At 37.7% G+C, this 19933-nt stretch carries 13 protein-coding genes, 1 tRNA gene and 1 riboswitch; of the genes, 5 read left to right on the forward strand and 9 right to left on the reverse strand.

Features of this window, described 5'->3' with window-relative positions:
• Window positions 1–59 precede the first annotated feature (59 nt).
• The gene (locus B154_RS0121930) at window positions 60–2087 is read left to right on the forward strand and encodes a M13 family metallopeptidase (protein ID WP_018616509.1); all 2028 of its coding nucleotides are present in this window, start codon (window positions 60–62) and stop codon (window positions 2085–2087) included.
• 106 nt (window positions 2088–2193) lie between these two features.
• Here B154_RS0121930 and recQ read toward each other — a convergent pair whose 3' ends face one another.
• Window positions 2194–4467, reverse strand: coding sequence for a DNA helicase RecQ (gene recQ, locus B154_RS0121935; RefSeq protein ID WP_018616510.1), 2274 nt, complete (start codon window positions 4465–4467; stop codon window positions 2194–2196).
• A 170-nt stretch (window positions 4468–4637) separates the two neighbouring features.
• On the reverse strand, window positions 4638–5615 hold the full coding sequence (locus B154_RS0121940) for a LuxE/PaaK family acyltransferase (protein ID WP_018616511.1): 978 nt from the start codon (window positions 5613–5615) through the stop codon (window positions 4638–4640).
• Window positions 5616–5667: 52 nt separating this feature from the next.
• Between B154_RS0121940 and B154_RS0121945 the strand changes: the two genes are divergently transcribed.
• Genes B154_RS0121945 through B154_RS0121955 form a run of 3 tightly spaced genes read left to right on the forward strand, consistent with a single transcriptional unit; the run spans window position 5668 to window position 8158 of the window.
• The gene (locus B154_RS0121945) at window positions 5668–6117 is read left to right on the forward strand and encodes a hypothetical protein (protein WP_018616512.1); all 450 of its coding nucleotides are present in this window, start codon (window positions 5668–5670) and stop codon (window positions 6115–6117) included.
• 10 nt (window positions 6118–6127) lie between these two features.
• On the forward strand, window positions 6128–7036 hold the full coding sequence (locus B154_RS0121950; RefSeq protein ID WP_018616513.1) for a UbiA family prenyltransferase: 909 nt from the start codon (window positions 6128–6130) through the stop codon (window positions 7034–7036).
• Between the two features lie 3 nt (window positions 7037–7039).
• Window positions 7040–8158, forward strand: coding sequence for a M42 family metallopeptidase (locus B154_RS0121955; protein WP_018616514.1), 1119 nt, complete (start codon window positions 7040–7042; stop codon window positions 8156–8158).
• A 502-nt stretch (window positions 8159–8660) separates the two neighbouring features.
• On the opposite strand, the gene B154_RS0121960 is transcribed toward B154_RS0121955, so the two are convergent.
• Both B154_RS0121960 and B154_RS0121965 read right to left on the reverse strand, forming a co-directional pair.
• Window positions 8661–8732 (reverse strand) — tRNA-Met (locus B154_RS0121960).
• Window positions 8733–8801: 69 nt separating this feature from the next.
• Entirely contained in the window at window positions 8802–9530 is a 729-nt protein-coding gene (locus B154_RS0121965; RefSeq protein WP_018616515.1) for a head GIN domain-containing protein, read from the reverse strand.
• A 94-nt stretch (window positions 9531–9624) separates the two neighbouring features.
• A riboswitch (TPP riboswitch) is annotated at window positions 9625–9726 on the forward strand.
• A 62-nt stretch (window positions 9727–9788) separates the two neighbouring features.
• Between B154_RS0121965 and B154_RS0121970 the strand changes: the two genes are divergently transcribed.
• Window positions 9789–12209, forward strand: coding sequence for a TonB-dependent receptor (locus tag B154_RS0121970; RefSeq protein ID WP_018616516.1), 2421 nt, complete (start codon window positions 9789–9791; stop codon window positions 12207–12209).
• A 402-nt stretch (window positions 12210–12611) separates the two neighbouring features.
• Here the strand turns inward: B154_RS0121970 and porN are convergent, their stop codons facing one another.
• From porN to B154_RS0121995, 5 genes are all read right to left on the reverse strand, one after another.
• Entirely contained in the window at window positions 12612–13751 is a 1140-nt protein-coding gene (gene porN / locus B154_RS29465; protein WP_083935009.1) for a type IX secretion system ring subunit PorN/GldN, read from the reverse strand.
• A gap of 15 nt (window positions 13752–13766) precedes the next feature.
• A complete protein-coding gene (gene porM / locus B154_RS0121980) occupies window positions 13767–15290 on the reverse strand; it encodes a type IX secretion system motor protein PorM/GldM (protein ID WP_018616518.1) in 1524 nt (507 codons plus the stop codon).
• A 43-nt stretch (window positions 15291–15333) separates the two neighbouring features.
• Window positions 15334–16107, reverse strand: coding sequence for a type IX secretion system motor protein PorL/GldL (gene porL / locus B154_RS0121985; protein ID WP_018616519.1), 774 nt, complete (start codon window positions 16105–16107; stop codon window positions 15334–15336).
• 146 nt (window positions 16108–16253) lie between these two features.
• Window positions 16254–17534 carry a T9SS ring complex lipoprotein PorK/GldK gene (gene porK, locus B154_RS0121990; RefSeq protein WP_018616520.1) on the reverse strand — a complete coding sequence of 427 codons (1281 nt, stop codon included), beginning with the start codon at window positions 17532–17534 and terminating at the stop codon, window positions 16254–16256.
• A gap of 279 nt (window positions 17535–17813) precedes the next feature.
• Window positions 17814–19868: a thioredoxin domain-containing protein gene (locus B154_RS0121995; RefSeq protein WP_018616522.1), complete on the reverse strand. Its 2055-nt coding sequence runs from the start codon at window positions 19866–19868 to the stop codon at window positions 17814–17816.
• Window positions 19869–19933: the final 65 nt, after the last annotated feature.

A 19933-nucleotide genomic window follows, 5' to 3' on the forward strand; every position in this document is an offset into this window, starting at 1 on the left:
TTTTGTTCGCTACATATAACTGCTTTAAATTTCAAGCTATTAAAAGAAATAGAAAGATTATGAAAATTGTATGGGTTGGCTTTTCTTCACTGTTGGTTCTTTTCACTATATATTCTTATAGAAATGATATAGGAACAAAACAGAAATTTATTGAAACACAGTATATGGATTCTTCGGTTAAACCGGGAGATAATTTTTTCTTATTTGTAAATGGCAGATGGATTAAAAATACAACTATACCTCCTACAGAGTCCGGCGTGGGTTCATTTTTAGACGTATATAATGGCACAAAAGGACATTTGAAATCTATACTTGATTCAGTTTCAAAAGTTCCCCAGGCCAAAGGCAGTCTTGAACAAAAAGTGGGAGACTTTTATGCATCGGGAATGGATTCGGTTACTATTGATAAACGTGGCTATGAACCTATTAAACCTTATTTGCAGCAAATCAACGCTTTGAAAGATGCTAAAAGCATAATGCAGTATGAAGCTCAAAGACATAAAGAAGGTTTTAGTTATATAGCGGGTATGAGTATCGGTGCTGACGATAAAAACAGCAGTATGAACATTGCTGCTTTTTATCAATCCGGGATAGGGTTGCCTGACAGGGATTATTATTTCAAAACAGACGAGGCTACAATGGCTATTCAAAATGCATATAAGAAATATATGCAAAAGACATTTATGCTTATAGGAGATGATTCGGTAACTGCTGCTAAAAAGGTGGAAGCGGTTTATGCACTTGAAAAACAAATGGCAGAAAGTCATCGTACAAGGGTAGAATTAAGAGATCCGCAGAGCAATTACAACAAAATGGCTATAGCAGAACTCGACAAGAAAATGCCTGCTATCGGATGGTCATCTTTCCTTAATAATATGGGTGCAAAAACAGACTCACTGAATGTAGGTCAACCTGCTTATTATACCAAATTAAACAGTTTACTTAATACAGTCCCTGTCAATACGTGGAAAGCTTATTATAAATTTCATGTTACAGATGACGCTGCACCTTACTTAAGCAGTGCTTTTGTAAATGCAAAATTTGACTATAGCCGTACTTTAAGTGGCCAGCAACAAATAAAACCACGCTGGGAACGTATGTACAGGATAACTGATAGCTACCTGGGTGAGGCTTTAGGGCAACTATATGTAAAAAAATATTTTACAGACGATGCAAAACAACGCATGCTTAAACTGGTAAGCAACCTTCAAAAATCTTTTGAAAATCATATTGAACATCTTGACTGGATGAGTGATGCTACCAAAGCAAAGGCAAAGGATAAATTGTATGCCTTTATGAAAAAAATCGGTTTTCCTGATAAATGGAGAGATTACAGCAAGGTTACCGTTGACAGGAAAACTTTTTTTGAAAATCTTGTTTCTGCAGGAAAAAATGAATACCAGTACCAGTTGAGTAAACTAAATAAACCGGTAGATAAAACAGAATGGGGTATGACTCCTCCCACTATCAACGCTTATTATAACCCTACTTTTAATGAGATTGTTTTTCCGGCCGGTATTTTACAGTTCCCATTTTTTGATCCTAATGCTGATGATGCAATTAATTATGGCGGTATAGGCATGGTAATAGGCCACGAAATGACTCACGGATTTGACGACCAGGGTGCGCAATATGATAAGGAGGGAAACTTAAAAAACTGGTGGGCAAGTGAAGATAGTGCGAAGTTTGTCGCCAAGTCAAAATCTGTTATTGATTTATACAATACATACACTGTGTTGGACACTTTGCATGTAAACGGCAGCCTTACAACAGGGGAAAACATGGCGGATATAGGAGGCATTGCTATAGCTTATGATGCCTTTAAAATGACGAAGCAGGGTCAAGACACCACTAAGATTGATGGCTTTACACCTGACCAACGTTTTTTCATTTCTCTTGCACAAATATGGAGAAATAAACAAAAAGATCAAACAACACGGCTGCGTATTAATACCGATCCACATTCACCAGCCATGTACAGGGTAAATGGACCACTACAAAACTTTACCCCGTTTTATGCTGCATTTAATGTTAAGCCCGGTGATAAAATGTATTTGCCTGAAGACAAGCGTATAAAAATATGGTAGCAATATTTTGCTTTACAATTTCTCTTAAATAGATCTTCAGGAATATTAAATAAGCCCTTATAAAAAAACTGCCTGTCTTTTCACGACAGGCAGTTTTTTTATTCTTCTATTTCACCATATTATTAGCTGCCAGCACCATCCTTATATCACCATAGCTAATTTTCTCTGGTAGATTTTCCTTTAAAATTCTCAAACTTTCTGTACCAAATATTTCTGCTGCTTTTTTTACCGCTACATATTTATCAGCTTCTACAAGCTCATTTATATCTAACTCTCCTGTTGAAATATAATAGCTTAAATGAGTTTCAATTGTATTGGCAGACAGATTTCTTTCTTCCGCAATTTCAGCAATTGTTTTGCCTTCCTTATACATTTGGTAAGAAACCTGTTTTGTATCAGAAGGGCGGCGGTCGGATCTTTCAGCGGTCGTTTGTTTTCTGCCCCCTTTAGCTTCCTTTAAATGTATGCGTGTCTGCAGCTTATGTTCGTTACAATAATCCTGAGTTAGTTCTAAAAAAGACTTTCCATATTTTTCTGCTTTAAAAGTTCCAAAGCCGGATATTTTAAAAAGGTCTTTTTCGGATAGCGGGAGATAGGTTGCGAGGTCAAGCAACGTACTGTCGCTGAAAATAATATATGAGGGTACATTTTCTTCCCGTGCAAATTTGTTGCGCAATTGTTTCAGGTTATCAAATAACTCTTTTTCGTACGGATGCTGTTGAAAAACAACCGGCTCTTTTGCTATCTCAATGTTTACCGGAGCAGACAAATAAACCTTTTCTTTTTTGAACAATACCGCTTTCCCCTTTTCAGTTAAACGAAGAACAGGATATTGCCCATCTGTTTGCTGCAGGTATTCGTAATTTATCAGCTCCTTTGTATAATGCAGCCATTCTTCTTTGACGACATCTTTCCCAATGCCATATACAGAAAGCGACTTGTGTTCTTCCCGCATCCTCTCGCTGTTACTGCCACGCAAAACATCTGCTATGTAACGCATCCCAAAACTTTCTTTTACCCTGGCTACAGTACTTAGAATTTTTTGTGCTGTTATCGTAGAGTCAGTTAATACAGGCTTGTTTAGACACACATCGCAACTACCACAATAATCAGGAGCGTCATCGCCAAAATAGTTGAGAAGATATTTTCGTCTGCATGTCTTGATTTCACAAAATCTGCTCATCTTATCAAGCTTTTGCAGCATTATTTTTGTTTGGGCCTCGTTGCCTTCTACTTCGGCGAAACGTTTTAGCTTTATTACATCACCAGCGCCATAAAATAATATTGCCTCACTGTGTAAACCATCTCTTCCGGCCCTGCCTGTTTCCTGGTAATAGCCTTCAATGTTTTTTGGCAGATCTACATGTACCACGAAACGAACATTGCTTTTGTTTATTCCCATTCCAAAAGCAATAGTTGCCACTATTATTTTTATATCATCTTTCAGAAATTTCTCCTGTCGATCATCGCGCAAACTTTTCTCAAGACCTGCATGATACGCTTCTGCATTAAAACCATCCTGCTTCAAATCTTCTGCAAGTTTTTCTGTAGCAGACCGGCTTAGGCAATAAATAATTCCACTATCATTTTTATGATTCTCTAAGTAATTTATCAAATCTTCATAATAATTTCTTTTTGGCTTTACATAATAAAAAATATTCGCTCGATTAAAGCTATTCTCAAATACTCTGTAACTAGTAAAAGCAAGTTTGTCTATTATATCTTTTTGAGTAAGTGCATCTGCAGTTGCCGTTAATGCAATGACTGGAATGTTTGCAAAATTTTCTTTAAGCTTTCCCAATATTAAATATTCAGGCCTAAAATCATGACCCCATTGCGATATGCAATGCGCCTCATCTACTGCAATTAGGGAAACCTGAATTTGTTTGAGAAATTGAATAAATTGTGACTCATTTCCCATCAACCTTTCGGGAGCAAGGTATAATAACTTAAGCTGGTTGGCCTTTAACTGTTGAAAGATAAAAGCTTGCTCACCTGTGCTTTGACTACTATTAAGAAATGCCGCTTTAATTCCGTTAACCAAAAGCGCATCGACCTGGTCTTTCATTAATGCAATCAAGGGACTTACCACAATTGTTACTCCGGGTAAACACAAAGCAGGCACCTGGTAGCATAAACTTTTTCCACCTCCTGTGGGCATCAGTACAACTGCATCTTTTCCGGCAAGTACATGCTCCACTATTTCCTGTTGGTTGTGCCGAAAGGAATCGTAACCAAAAACATTTTGAAGAATTTTTTTAGGATCAGTTGAAGCTGTCATACCATTATTCATTCTTGCTAAAATAACCTTATCTAGTTTATTGAGAAATTTTTTTGGGTTCGACTGTTTTGTTGCTGTGAAGCTTTTGTTGCGTCGCACTCTTGTACGCTTTCAGCTCTATTCATCTTTTGCTTGTGATAATTAATCTAATAAGTATGACAAAGAAAAATATTAAAATATTTATTTAAAAACGGGGTATTAAAAAAATTAACAGATGAACGTACAAGTTGCAACATTGGCGCGGGGATAAAGCCAGGAAAATGAAAAACTTACATTACCATAAGACTGCAACCACGTATATCACTGTTGTCTCTACGGCCCAATACTTCAAAACTTCCATCTTCATTAATTCTACCGACATCATCAGTAGCAATAAAACTGCAACTATATATATTAGCCAGGTCAATTACATTTATGAGACCACGTCCCTTTTCTGTAATTAACAATGGGTCATCCTCATCTCTTACCAATACTTTCATCCATGGCACAGTGTTAAAAACACCATTGCCAAATGAATAGCCTTGCGAAAGCAGTTCAGTCATTCCATACTCAGAATGAATAGCAGTGACCTGAAATTGCTTTTGCAAAAATGAATGAACTTCTTCCCTGATCATTTCCTTTCTTCGGCCTTTCATTCCACCCGTTTCCATAATTACTGTATTTTCTAAATGCATTGGAAACTGCTGTGCAAAATCAAGCAATGCAAAGGTGACTCCTATCAGTAAGGTTTTTTGATTTTGAGCTTCCAATTGTTGTAAAACATTTGCCAGCTTTTCATACTCATGTAAGTAAAAACCGCTATTGTTATTCCCCGATAATTTTATTAATTCCTCTACCATCATAACAAGCGATGAACCTTTTCTTTCAAGGTAAGAAGGAAGTAAACCGATTATACACCAATCTCCGGGTTCGCTGTAAAATTTTTTGAAACCTTCCGTAAAGCTTCGCGTATATACAGTCAGTTCCTTTACCAAATGCCTGCTATTTACAGTACCTGTGGTACCACTGCTTTCGAAAACAACATCAGGCACAAAATTTCCGGAAACAACATTGTTAGTCTTAAAAAAAGATACAGGCAGAAAAGGGATTTGAGCAAAATGAATTACCTCGTTAATATTGATGTTCAACGCATTCACCCATTGATTGTAAATTTCATTTTCAGCATACTGGTAGCGAAATATCTTTAAAGCCAACTGGTTGAAAGTAGGGGGCGACACTGAGAAAATATTGTTAACAATCGCTTCCATCTCTGCTTATAGCTGACTTGTTTTAACTAAATTTGAAAAGTAAAATAAATTCATGAGTACAAAGATATTGGTTGCATTTATTGCATTATGTTTTTTAGCGGGCTGCTCAAAAGATAAGTATACTGCTAAACCCCAATTAAAATATAAAGGTGTTAACACAAAGGTCTTAAACAGGGATCAAACTATAACTTTTACTCTCCAGGTAACTGATGCAGAAGGAGATTTGCAGGATAGCTTATGGGTACAGGAAATAGTGAGAAATTGCCCGTCAGGTGGAGGTATATCACGTTATAAGATGCCTGATTTTAATGCTATCAAAAATTTTAAAGGTGATATAGAGGTATGCTATTCTTATGGTATTAACCTCAGTTGTCCTCCTATAAGAGAACCGCAATGCCCTGGCAGAAACGACAGCGCTACCTATAGGTTTTGGATACAGGACAACGCAAAAAATGTAAGCGATACAATTTCATCTGACGAAGTAGTTATTGTTCAACAATAAATAGCTGCTGTTGAATAAATTTATAAGGGCATTTTTTTATGGAAATATATTTTTAGGAATATGCGCGGTAGCACTTTGTATTGAAACAAACCTGCTTACCAATATTTCTTTAAATATATTTCCTTTTTATCTGCTTATTTTCTTTTGTACCTGTATTTACTACACCATGATTTATGTCAGAAGCGTAGGTGCAAAAAATTATAACGACAGAACTTTATGGTATAGAAAAAATCTAATTGCTATAAAGACGACCCTTAAATATTCAATTGTTCTTGCTTTTATATTCCTTTCCTTCCTGGTATGGAAAAATCTTCACACCTTTCTTTTACTATCGCCGTTACAATTTCTTCTCATCCTTGCTTTTCCATTGATAGCAGGGTGGTACACATTTGCGCCAAGGTTATTTCGCATTAGAAAAATAAGACAAATAGGCTGGATAAAACCTTTCGTTGTAGGTTTGACATGGGCCGGATGGGTAACAATTTATCCTGTAATTATATGGAACGTACAAAGAAGCCTTTTGCCAACCTTCACTCTTTTCTCTTTACTATTATTATGGCTTGAGAATTTCCTGTTTTTTTCTGTTAATGCCATCATTTTTGATATTAAAGATTACCGGACCGACTCTCGCCATCATTTAAATACCTACCCGGTACTCTTGGGAATAAGAAATACTTTTCGTTTTATAGTGATACCCGTCACTATATTAAACCTGGTAGTATTTTTCCTTTTTCAATGGCAGGAAAACTTCTCTTTGGTGCAAACATTCATTCAGCTAATACCATATTTGCTTTTAATTCTTATAATTGTAAAGTACCGCCAGGGAAGAAGTGTTTTATATTATCTTGTTGCCGTAGATGGTCTTGTATTTGCAAAAGCACTATGTGGTATAACAAGTATTTTATTTTTTAAAAAGTAATAAATGTCTAAAGAAAAAAAAGAAAAAAGGAAAAAAGAAGCTATTATGAATGATCTTTCACACACCTTTTTACGAAATTACCTAAACAATCCATCACCTGTAGGATTTGAGTCAGGAGGCCAAAGATTATGGCTTGAATATCTACAACCATATATTGATGAAAAATTCACTGACCCATACGGGACAGCAGTTGGAATTATAAACCCAAATCAGCCGTTTAAGGTAGTAATCGAAGCTCATGCGGATGAAATAAGTTGGTTTGTAAATTACGTTACAGATGCAGGTTTAATCTACCTAAAGAGAAATGGTGGTGTCGATCACCAGATAGCGCCAAGTAAAAGAGTGGTTATTCATGGCAAAAAGGGACCGGTAAAGGCAGTGTTTGGTTGGCCTGCAATTCACACTCGTTTATCAAATCCTGAACAAAAGGAAACTGCACCAAAAGTTGATAATCTGTGGCTCGACTGCGGAGCAAGAAACAAAAAAGAAGTGGAAGACCTGGGTGTACATGTAGGTGCCGTGATTACGTACGAAGAAGGTTTTGAAGAACTGTCATACGATTATTATGTATGTCGTGCCATGGATAACCGTATCGGTGGATTTATGATTGCGGAGGTAGCCCGTTTGCTAAAAGAAAATAATGTTCAACTCCCCTATTCACTCTATATAGTTAACGCCGTGCAGGAAGAGATAGGCCTGAGAGGTGCAGAAATGATTGCTCGCCGTATTAAACCAAATGTAGCCATCATTACCGACGTAACACACGATACAACTACTCCGATGATAAATAAAATGATAGAAGGAGATTGCAGTTGCGGTAAAGGGCCTTCTCTTGCTTACGGACCAGCAGTTCATAACATGCTTTTAAATATTGTACAGGATGTAGCTGAGAAGTCAGAGATACCTGTGCAACTAAGAGCAATAAGCCGCAGTACTGGAACTGATACTGATAGTTTTGCTTATGCAAATGATGGTTGCCCTTCAGTTTTGATATCAATTCCACTTCGTTATATGCATACTACTGTCGAAATGCTGCACAAAAACGATATTGAAAATACTATTCGCCTTATGTATCAGACTCTGTTAGCTTTAACTCCTGACACTAATCTTAGTTATTTGTAAACAACCTTTTTGGTACTTTTTTTTAAAAATTGGTCCGATTCGGTTATTATAAAGTCTTTAAGAACCGCAAGGGTATCAGCAACATAAATACTTTTGATATGTAATTATCCAATATTTCTTATAAAGAACTCTATTATTCAATATCTTAGAAAAGGCATTAATCCAAAAAACTTGAAAGCCTTTTTGTAATCCTTTTATCGGAAAAACCAGTAATTGTACAGGAGAACAAAAAAATTTATCCCGCTCAAAAGGCGGGATTTTTATTTATATGAAATATTGTGAAAAATAAAGTTAGAATAGCTGTCAGATAGCTACACATTAAACCTGAAGAACGCGAAATTCAACCGGGACAAAGTAATCGATTTGAAAAGTTGGGAACGAATTTCGTTTACTGCTGCATTTTTTTTGCTAATCAACTTTTCATAACACTAAAAAAATAATTTATTTTCTATGAAGATTAAAAAGGGAAATAAAAAAAGCCTCGATTGAGGCTTTTAACGCGTTGCGAAGGGAGGGATCGAACCTCCGACCTTCGGGTTATGAGCCCGACGAGCTACCGCTGCTCTACTTCGCGCTATGGGTTGCAAATGTAAGGGGATGTGAATTACCTGCCAAACATTTTATTTATCTTTTGATTTTTTTTTTAATCCTCATTTCCGCTTCGGCTTTTTATGCTTCCTCCCCCACTCGTATTTAATGTTTTACCAACACCTGTACCTTTATAATAGATAGTAGCACCTCCGGTTGCATCAGCAGTCAGTTCCCCCTTTATAGTCACTCTTATGCTAGATGCCCCTGAAGATGAAGCCTTGCATTTATCAATAATTAAATCATAACTGTTTACTTTGCATGCACCGCTCGCGTCTATTGTACCTTCATCTACGGTACCTGCTAACTTTACAACGGACGCGCCACTAACGTCGATATTCAACTTGTTTAAGTTTACGATGCCTTTCACTTCGCTTGCCCCGGATACATCCATCTTAATTTCATCACTTTTCAAAGTACCGCTTATACTTACATAAGAGGCACCGGAAACATCAAGTCGGTTAAGGTCTGTCACAGTTACGTATGCTCTTAATTTTCGGTCTGTCCAGTTAAAACCATTCCAAACTCCCCCTTCAACTGATATTCGTAAAACTCCTCCTCTTACTTCTGTTCTAATCTTATTATTATATTTAGCGTCGCCTGCACTAACAGCGACGGCCGTTGTACTGCCCTGAGAAAGATATAATGAAACTGCCCCCGATACCTCTATGCCATTAAATTTTTCTACTGTACGAACTTCTGCATTTTCATCGTACACGACATTTTGAGCCTTAACAGTAGCTGCACCTGCAATCATTAATATAAATAAAACAAAATTCCTCATTATTTACTTTTTATACAATTAAACGGTAATGACAGAAGAAAGTTACAGAAGTATTCAACTTTTCCAGCTTATTTTTGCATTATAGAAACCGGCCGGTTTCTTCCCGGGGTGCTAAGAGTAAATACTCAAGGCTGAGATTAAACCCGTAGAACCTGAACAGGGTAATTCCTGCGAAGGGAAGGTGTCAAACTTTTACTATTGCCCTCTCCTGTCTGCATTTCCCTGTTCCCAAATTATTTAACCAGGAAAACTAAAAAAATGAAGAAATTTTTGGGGACAGCCATTGCTATATGTGGCGTATTTATTAGCAGTGCCCAGTACACTATTAAAGGTTTTGTATTACACGAACAAACAAAACAACCTGTTGAAGAAGCAACTGTATCACTCGACCAAGATGGGAAAAACATAGGTGTACAAAATACAGACAGTAAAGGCTACTATGAATTTAAGCGCTTAAAGAAAAATGGCGTCTATCAAATAACGGTAGAGCATGTCAGTATGAAAAAAAGAACAATTGATGTAACGGCTGAAGATGAAGTAACAACTGCTAATGTTGCATTAAGTAACTATGCTTACTTTCTCGAACCACTTGAAATAAAATCGCTAAGAGCTTCAGATAAAGCTCCTTTTGCAAAAACAAATATTTCAGCCAAGGAGATTGCAAAAAATAACATAGGGCAAGACCTACCGTTTCTGCTGAATCAGACACCCAGCGTAGTAATTAATTCTGACGCCGGCAACGGCATTGGCTATACTGGCATTCGCATTCGTGGAAGCGATGCAACGCGAATCAACATGACTATTAATGGAATTCCATACAACGATGCGGAAAGCCAGGGATCGTATTTTGTTGACCTGCCTGATATTGCATCATCGGTCAACTCCATCCAAATACAGCGCGGAGTGGGAACCAGCAGCAATGGCGCAGGCGCATTTGGCGCGAGTCTTAATTTAAGCACCAATGAATTTAATGAAAAGGCTTATGGAGAAATTAATAACAGCTATGGCTCTTTTAACTCGTGGAAAAACACAGTGAAGGCGGGTACTGGTCTTATTAACGACCATTTTACTGTAGATGCGAGAGTAAGCCGCATAAGTAGCGACGGATTTATTGACCGGGCTTCAACTGATATGAAATCTTTATATTTTTCTACCGCCTACATTACCAAAAAATCAACTGTACGTTTTAATTTCATAACCGGTAAAGAAAAAACATACCAGGCATGGAATGGTATACCCGAGAGCGTTCTGGCCACAGACCGCACTTACAATTCTGCAGGTACGGAAAAACCTGGACAGCCATATTCCAACGAAACTGATAATTACATTCAAGATCATTTTCAGTTGTTCTTCAATCATTCTTTCAATGATTATTTATCTTTTAATACTGCATTTTTTTTAAGCAAAGGCAGGGGCTATTACGAGCAATACAAAGGAGTAGAAGCTGAAACTGCCGCTGGAAGTACCTCAGCGACATCCTTTGAAAATTATGGATTACCGAATCCAGTGTTTGGTAATGATACCATAACTAATACAGATCTCGTCAGGCAATTATGGCTCGACAACAAATATTACGGTCAGATTTTTTCTTTACAATACAAAAAGAACAGCGACCGCTTGACGGTTGGTGGAGGATGGAATCACTATGATGGCCAGCATTATGGAAGCATTATTTGGGCCAACGTAGGCATACCTAAAGATTATCGTTGGTACGATTTAAATGCCTTAAAAACTGATGTAAATGTTTACTCGAAATGGGAACATTCTTTGAACAGGCACCTTGACCTCTATGCAGACATCCAATACAGAAAAGTTCATTATACTATGAATGGTTTTGAACACAATCCAACTGTTTTGGTTACGAGATATTTTAATTTCATTAATCCTAAAGCAGGAATCACTTACAGTAATAATGGTTTACAGGCTTTTTTTAGTTATGCATTGGGAAACAAAGAGCCGAACAGAGACGATTTTGAAGCCGGCATTGCACGTCAGCCGAAAGCTGAGACACTTCATGATTTTGAATTAGGAGTAGAGAAAAGAACATCAGGAGCAAGTCTTGGCGCAACATTTTATTATATGTTGTACAAAAACCAGCTTATTTTGACCGGCCAGATCAATGACGTTGGGGCATACACTCGCGTAAATGTTCCAAAAAGCTACCGGATGGGGATAGAATTGCAGGGAAAAGCAAATCTTGCAAAATGGATAAACGCCGCAGCAAACGTTACAATTAGTAAAAACAAAATCAAACATTCAGATGAATATGTTGACGATTATGACAGCGGTGGACAAATTTTGATTAATCATAAAAATACTGCTATTTCATTTTCTCCTTCAGTTATCAGCGGCGTTACCATTAATCTGCTACCCATTAAAAATGCAGAAATAAGTTTGTTAAGCAAATATGTAAGCAGGCAATACATGGATAATACAGAAGATATTAACCGCAGCTTACAACCATACTTTGTTCAGGATGCAAGGCTTACTTACACTATTAAAAACAAATTATTCAGAGAGTGGAGTTTAATAGCTTCAGTATACAACATTTTTAATAAAAAATATGAACCTAACGGTTACACGTATAGCTATATATTCACCGGCAAAACTACCACAGAAAATTACTTTTTTCCTATGGCGGGGACCAATTTTATGGCAGGAATAAATGTAAGATTATAGACATTCATCAAAACTAATAAAAAAGAGGTTGGATCTACAACCTCTTTTTTATTAGTGAATATTTCTACAAGCTATTTACAATTCTGGCATGATACAATAACTCTTGATTAACTAAGCATTTGATCCCTTTATACGTTTTTAAATATTTTCAACCTTTCACAAATGATATCCCTACTGGTATTAGTCATTTTTGCAACGATTCACCACCTTACTCTTATCCTATTACCTAATAGAAGTTTCACCTTACATTCAAATAGACTTTATTTCTACTTATTTGCACTTCAGCTCCTATCTTATAAAAAACGTCCAGAAGGTAAATGTGGTTAAAATGAGATATCGAAAAAATAAAAAAGCCATCCTAAAAATTACTTTAAAGGATGGCTTAATAAAAAGACTTAACAATTAATAAGACCAAAGATCCTGCTCGTAGTTAAATATCTTTTCTTTAATATTATCGCCTTCTAATAACCTAAATAAAGGATCTTTAATATACTCTTTAAGGCTTCTGTCAAAGGCATTATCAATGGTTGACTTTGTTATATAACTGCTGAAAAAACGACTTTCAAACAATTCTTCCCAGCTCATACGTCCTGCATAGTTTTTACCATTATACACTTCATATTTGGCCAAAGTAGGACGCAAGTCAGGATAGTATGCCCAAAATAAAGTAACGTCACCAACATCGACGCCGGTAGAAGTATACTTTCTCATTACTGGAGCTATCCCTAATATTCTTACAAACATTCTGGAAGATTCTTTATCAAAAATCCATTCTTCCTTAAGTCGAAAACGATAGATAGAATCAGGTTCAATCATTCTTTGTCTTGCCTGGTAACCGGTTACCTCCCCGTTGATATCTACAACAGGAACTGTATCCATCCCTCCTGTAATCGTCTGCGCAACCTGTTCCTTTGTTAAAGGAGTGGTGAACCGGTCATCTTCTCCGCTAAATACAGTAATATCACCTGATTGAATTGCATTGTAAAGAATAGAGATAAAACGCTGGTTTCCGTTGTCTTCATTAGCAGCGTACCGAAAAGGAAGGTTTAATTTTTCCCGGGTATCTATTTCTCTCCAAACCCTCTGCCGGTAAACAGCGTCATCCTCGCGTATGTTTTCATAGGCAAGTGGAACTCTGTCTCTCACCAATTGCCTTTCTACCGCATTATCATTACGTAGTGAAGGAGCTACAGAATCACCAATTCCACTGCCGCTACTCTTCATAACTGTTACTGGTAGATTTGAGTTAATGGGTTGCGCGCCTCCGGTAGCAGCTGCCTGCGTTCCACTGTTTCCATAACCACTCTGGTTACCATAACCGCTTGGGGCTGTAGTTGTTCCCTTCTTTTTAGTGGTATCGCCAATGGCACTGTTGGTAGTGTACCCACTGTTGCCATAACCAGTATTTCCATATCCGCTACCTGCCCTCGTTCTTGCGGCACGGGTTCCACTGGTACGTGGTTTTTTCTGAGCATTAACACCAGCAGCAACTAAAAAAGACATTAATAGTGCTACCCCTGTTTTAAACATTCTCGTTTTCATAACTGCAAATATTTATCAAAATAAGTTAAAAGCCATAGTAGGCAAAACACGAATATCTCCTCCTGGACCTCTCGCTTTAATCTCATCAATTACTACAGTAGAACCGGGGCGACATTTTTCTAAAAATCTTTTTGAATCAGCATTAAAATAAGGGCCGCTGTTTTGTGAAACACCCGGACCTTCGGCAAATCCATTGCCAGTAGCATAAAATACATAAGACACTATATCGAATTTAACACCTTCAAATACAAAATCTCTTAAGTCTGCACGTACCCCTTGCTGTGCCTTAAGCGCATTTGTAGCGATTCTTCCGCCTGAACTCTGACCTATCATAGCAACAGGGTCAGGAACTCTCTTTACTCTGAACTCAAATGGCGTTGTCTTTCCTTCCACGGTTACGTTTATAGTTGCTTTACCTGGTGTTGTTACATTTGCTACGTATTTTCCACCTCCTAGGCTTTTTAAACTACCATTTGTGATACTTGCCTGTGTTTTTTCAGCACCGGCACTTCCACCACTGATTGTTAAAGGATTATCTAAACCAATATATAAAACTTTAACCGCATCTGCACTGACACTTGCTCCGGTAGGAGAACCTACCGTATATTCTACCTTTTTAGGGATAGTTGCTTTAGTTCCATCAGGCTTCGTAAAAGTAATATTAACTATTTTAGTGTACGTTCCCGGACCTCCGACTGTAGTTTTGAATTCTGCAACGCCTTCCGGGTTTAATCCAACTCCGGTTCCATCAACAGTAACAGTAGGCTTCGATGCTTTACTAAATGCACCTACACCTGCGGTAATAACCAATTCCTGTCCTGGCATCAGGTACTGAGAGTTTGTTCCGGCAAAAGCCTGGAATTCATCATAGACTACCTCAACAGCACCGATTTGACGATGGCAATAATCGACCACTTGCGCTTCACTGTTTCTTACGTCATTTTGAAATTTGCTAAGCATTGTAATAGAAGCAATAGTGGGTGTCATACGAAAATACGCCGCCTCCCATTGTTTGTTTCCCTGGTTGTTCGACTTAGGAATCTTCAAATCAATTGGCAACGTTTTTTCAAACTCCTTATTAATATCTTTATCGATACCTAACAAATTCGCCTTATACTGCTCTAGCTTCTGGTATAAATCTTTGCCTTTAGTACCTTCTACCAACAACCTTGTCGGTGCTTCCAGGTTATCTTCCTTATAGTCGCCACCCGGTTGCTTCTGGCCCGCTGCCACCATCAATTCCGTTTTTAATGTCTCGATGTAGTTATATAAATTATCGGCGTAGCCCTTTGCCTGCAACGCTTTTGCCTGCCAGATTTTTGCTTTTTCTGCCGTTTTAGGATCTGCAGCTTTTCTTTCAAAAGAACCAAAAAGACCCTGGTTTTTTAATTCTATTATTTCGTTGGCATTAGCCAAACTCTGATTTACTGTTCTGAAGGCATTAAGAATTTCAGCAGATACATTTAGAGCCAACATTGCCGTCAGCACCAAATACATCATATTGATCATCTTTTGCCGGGGCTCTTTAGGTAAAGCCATGACTTAAAATACGATTTAAAAAGTTACAAATAAATATTTTCAATTATCGCCCCTGCATAGCAGTTAACATATTTCCATAAACAGAATTAAGTCTGCCAAGGTTTGTAGCCAGCAACCCGATCTGCTGCTGAGCCTTTTTAGCATCTTCTACACTTCCTTCCATAGCTGCTGAGGTTTGTGCCAGCTTACCATAGAACTGGTTAAGTGCTTTCAAATGATTGTTACTTTCCTGTAACTCTAACTCATAAATGGTATTTAATGAAGACAGATTTTTGGTAAGAACCTGCACCTGGCTGTGAAATTGCTTTGTACTTTCACTAGCTGCATTAAAAGTAGTAAGAGAATTTGCGGTATTGATATACGCGTCCTTTACCTGGTCAAGAGCGGCTGCTGCTGATTTGGTTTTTTGAGCGTAATCACCTGAAGCTTTTACGATCTCACCTACATCGGAAATATTTGAAACCGTAGTACCTAACTTTTGAAAACCTGCGCCCAATTTTGAAAGATTAGCAGGAGTTATGTCAGCATCAGCTAACATTTTTTCCATTGACTTTAAAGCAGGATTTCCTTGCTCTGCTCCCGCAGGGGCTGCAGTAGCTACCGCTCCATCTTCTGGCGGTGGTGCGAAAATGTAAAGCAAAGCATAAACAAAAAAGATTGCTGCCTCTGTATACAAACCTACTTTTAACCATACATCCGCTGCCGGTGCGTGAGTAATTTTTGCCAAAGCCCCCAATAATACAGGGACTGCCGCCGCTGATACGAAAATATTTAAAAGCCGGTCAATTGGTCTTGATTTTCCTGTTCCTGAAGACATAACGTTTTTTTAGTTTTTACAGTAATGTTTAGATTATAAATAATGATATAGTTTATATAACGAATAAAGGTGGGCGGTATTATCCTTCCCACCAGTTATTTTTTGTTAAAAAGTAAAGTCGATAAAAGTATTAGATAGGCTTTAACTTATCTTCTTGGATTGTTTGCAGGTAGGTCAATAACACAACGAAAACCGATATAGGATTTGGCTGTGTCCTGATATTCATAAGAGCGGGTGCTGGTCTGCAGATAATACCCCACATCCTTCCAGCTTCCACCTCGTAAAACCTTACGCTTCATGCGGGGAGGATCTGTATCTTTGGCATCCCACCGTATATCAGGATTCATATCATGTTGAAAGTTATAGCTTCCTTCATAATATAAGGAGTTAGTCCACTCTGCAACATTTCCTGCCATATTATACAAACCATAATCGTTTGGCCAATATGCATCTGCACGTACAGTGTAAAATCCACCATCCTCTGCGTAGTTACCACGACCGGGCTTGAAGTTAGCCAGTAAACATCCTTTTTTGTTTCTTAGATACGGGCCGCCCCAAGGATAAGGGGATTGAGTACGTCCGCCTCTTGCAGCATATTCCCATTCTGCTTCTGTTGGTAAACGAAAATCGCTTTCAGGAACTTTTTTCTTTCTTTCAAGATAACTATTCAGGTAGTTTGTTCTCCAGCGGCAAAAAGCAACAGCCTGTTTCCAGTTAACACCAACAACAGGATAATTGCCAAAAGAAGGATGAGAAAAATATCGTTTTGCCATTGGTTCATTATACGAATAAGAGAAGTCTCTCATCCAAACCAAGGTATCAGGGTAAATTTTCTCGTCGTATTTTATAATAAAAGAACTACGAGGTTTTCCTTTATTTTCAAGCTTTGCCGCTTCTTTCAAATTAAAGGATTCGACTCTGAACTGTAACTTTTCAGGATCTATTTCATTTCTTCCATATAACCTGTTATCGGGTGTTAAAGTAAGTTTAGATATTTTCTCTAAAACAGCCTTGTCGTTGTATTTAATTGTCTGTGCTTTTTTCCAGTCAACTGCAAAATTTCCATCTGTTTCTTTGCCATATCCTAATTCTTTAGCAGCAAGAGAGTCTCTTACCCACCATACAAACTGTCGATATTCATTATTGGTTATCTCTGTGGCGTCCATCCAAAAGCCGTTTATAGAGACTTGCTTGTTGCGTGCAGTAAAGTTATAGTTTATGTCTTCATCACTTGGCCCCATATGAAAAGTTCCTGGCGGTACGAATACCATACCATAAGGCTTAGACATGCCCTGGACATTTCCATAAGATGCGCCCATTAGCTGGCCGTTATCAGCCACACCCTTCGCCTTTCCTTTCTTTATACAACTGGAAGACCCAAACGCAAGGGCCGTAATAGCTGCAAATGCAAACAGTTGACTTCTCATTCGATTGTAACGATTATAGGTATAAAGCAAATGTAAAATAATATATTTTAATTGGTTTTTGGGAGTACAGAACAATTAAATTTCTTTAAAAATTGTTTTACTTCCAATATAAAACGTTGCAAGCACTGATTTATTGTAACGTAAACATAACATTAAAAAACAATACCAGATACAACGTATTTAAATAAAAATGGGGTAAAAATAATACTTATGGGCTAAAATTGTATAATTAAAAAACAGAATTGAAGCACAATTTAAAATGGAATTTTGTAAACTTGGTCAGATTAACAAACTTTTTATTTCTTTTACATTTTGTATTGGTTTTTTACAAGAGTAGTTTTTACAAACATAAATAGAAGGAGGACCTTGAAAGCTTTTGCCTGCTAACAATGGAAATGTCTCCTGCGAAAAAGTTGCCGCCTGTATTACTTTAATAGGAATATATTCTCTCATTACCTCGCTCAAAAGATCCAAAGCTTTATCACCTGTTATGGCTATTTCAGGAACTCCATAAATAAATTGTTGCAGCAGGCATGCCCAATTTGCAAAAGACGAAGGATACCTGGTAACCACATCAGCCAGTTGCTGTGCCATCTTACGTGCCTGGTCTATCCATTTTAATTCATTAAAAATTATTCCCAGGTAATTAAGGTTTATAGCCATAGTAGAATTTCCGGAGGGTGTCGCGCCATCATACACTTCTTTTTTTCGCACAATCACATCTTTCTGGGTTTTGGAAGTAAAAAAGAAAAAGCCGGAACTCTCGTCTAAAAAGTTTTCTTCTGCAATTTGCGCCAGCTTTTTTGCTTTCTGCAAGTATTCACTGTTTCCTGTAATTTCCTGCAAATGAATGTAAGCACTCGCCATGTAAGCATAATCATCTAAAAATGCAGGATATTTAGAAATGCCATTTTTATGGGTATGAAACCAGATACCTGTTGACACATCCAGAAATGAAGCTTCTAAAAATATCGAATTTTTAATAGCAATATCTTTATATGCAGCAAGACCGGTAGCTGCATAAGCTTTGCAACAGGCAATATTCATTAAAGCATTCCAGCCAAGCGATATTTTGTCATCAAGCATAGGTCTTACACGCTTGCCGCGTCTTTCTAACAATATCAACCTGGATGCTTCCAGAAGATTTCTTAGTTCAGTTTCACCTATTTGTTTTTCAGCTGCAAATTGCTGTATTGGCTTTTGCACCCATAAAATATTTGTGTGCTCCCAATTTCCATTTTCTGTTATACCATAAAACTCACAAAAGGTTTGGGCATCAGCCGCCCCCAGCACATCATATACTTCGGCTTTGCTCCATGTATAAAATTTCCCTTCAACTCCTTCGCTATCCGCATCTAACGCACTGTAAAAACCGCCCTCTTCATTCATCATTTCACGTTGAATGAATTGCATGGTATGATGAATGATATTACTATACAAATCATTACCAGTAAGTTGAAAAGCCTCAGCTAAAACACTCATAAGAAGTGCATTATCATACAGCATCTTTTCAAAGTGGGGTGCTAACCATTTCTCATCGGTGCTGTACCTGGCAAAACCACCTCCAACCTGGTCATAAATTCCGCCGTAGATCATTTTATCAAGGCTAAGCAAAGCTTGCTGCAGGTTTTTTTCATCTTTAGTAAAGTGATAATGGCGAAGCAAAAACTGAATGGAAAAAGTTTGAGGAAATTTTGGCGCTGCCCCAAAACCGCCCCAGGTAGTATCAGCGGTTTTTAAAAGATTTGTTGCTATTTCAATAAGAGTGTTTTCAGCAAAAGAGCCTTCATATTTTTCTGTTGCGGCAATGCCAAACGCATTTGAAGTTGTGAGATGTTCTGTGAGTTTATTAGCTTGGTCTTCTATTTCATCTTTTTTTTCAGAATAGGCAGTGTGAATTGCCTCTAATATTTCTCTCCAGCTACTTCGATTAAAAGCTCTTACCGGTGGAAAGTAAGTACCTCCATAAAAGGGCCGGCCATCCGGCGTTAAAAAAACATTTAAGGGCCACCCCCCGCTCCCGGTCATTGCCTGCACTGCATCCATGTATATGTGATCGATATCTGGCCTCTCTTCCCGGTCTATCTTGATATTCACAAAATACTGATTCATTAGATTCGCCGTTTCCTCGTTCTCAAAACTTTCCCTTTCCATTACGTGGCACCAATGACAGGCGGCATAGCCAATGCTTACCAAAACTGGCTTGTTTTCTTTTTTTGCTTTTTCCAAAGCTTCTTCTCCCCATGGAAACCAGTCTACAGGATTATGAGCATGCTGCAGTAAATAGGGGCTGGTTTCGTGGATTAGACGATTGGTATGTTGGTGGATTTCCATACAAAGTGTTTTTGCAATTTAAATACCCAGGATTTAAAAAGCTGAAATAAGTCTTTTGTACAGAA

It is taken from the genome of Segetibacter koreensis DSM 18137 (assembly GCF_000374045.1).
GTDB lineage: Bacteria > Bacteroidota > Bacteroidia > Chitinophagales > Chitinophagaceae > Segetibacter > Segetibacter koreensis.

Bases quoted from the DNA above. Each gene is read 5' to 3' on its own strand.
- B154_RS0121930 (WP_018616509.1), top strand. From the start codon at position 60: ATGAAAATTGTATGGGTTGGCTTTTCTTCACTGTTGGTTCTTTTCACT.
- B154_RS0121940 (WP_018616511.1), bottom strand. From the start codon at position 5,615: ATGGAAGCGATTGTTAACAATATTTTCTCAGTGTCGCCCCCTACTTTC.
- B154_RS0121945 (WP_018616512.1), top strand. From the start codon at position 5,668: ATGAGTACAAAGATATTGGTTGCATTTATTGCATTATGTTTTTTAGCG.
- B154_RS0121955 (WP_018616514.1), top strand. From the start codon at position 7,040: ATGTCTAAAGAAAAAAAAGAAAAAAGGAAAAAAGAAGCTATTATGAAT.
- B154_RS0121965 (WP_018616515.1), bottom strand. From the start codon at position 9,530: ATGAGGAATTTTGTTTTATTTATATTAATGATTGCAGGTGCAGCTACT.
- B154_RS0121970 (WP_018616516.1), top strand. From the start codon at position 9,789: ATGAAGAAATTTTTGGGGACAGCCATTGCTATATGTGGCGTATTTATT.
- porN (WP_083935009.1), bottom strand. From the start codon at position 13,751: ATGAAAACGAGAATGTTTAAAACAGGGGTAGCACTATTAATGTCTTTT.
- porM (WP_018616518.1), bottom strand. From the start codon at position 15,290: ATGGCTTTACCTAAAGAGCCCCGGCAAAAGATGATCAATATGATGTAT.
- porL (WP_018616519.1), bottom strand. From the start codon at position 16,107: ATGTCTTCAGGAACAGGAAAATCAAGACCAATTGACCGGCTTTTAAAT.
- porK (WP_018616520.1), bottom strand. From the start codon at position 17,534: ATGAGAAGTCAACTGTTTGCATTTGCAGCTATTACGGCCCTTGCGTTT.
- B154_RS0121995 (WP_018616522.1), bottom strand. From the start codon at position 19,868: ATGGAAATCCACCAACATACCAATCGTCTAATCCACGAAACCAGCCCC.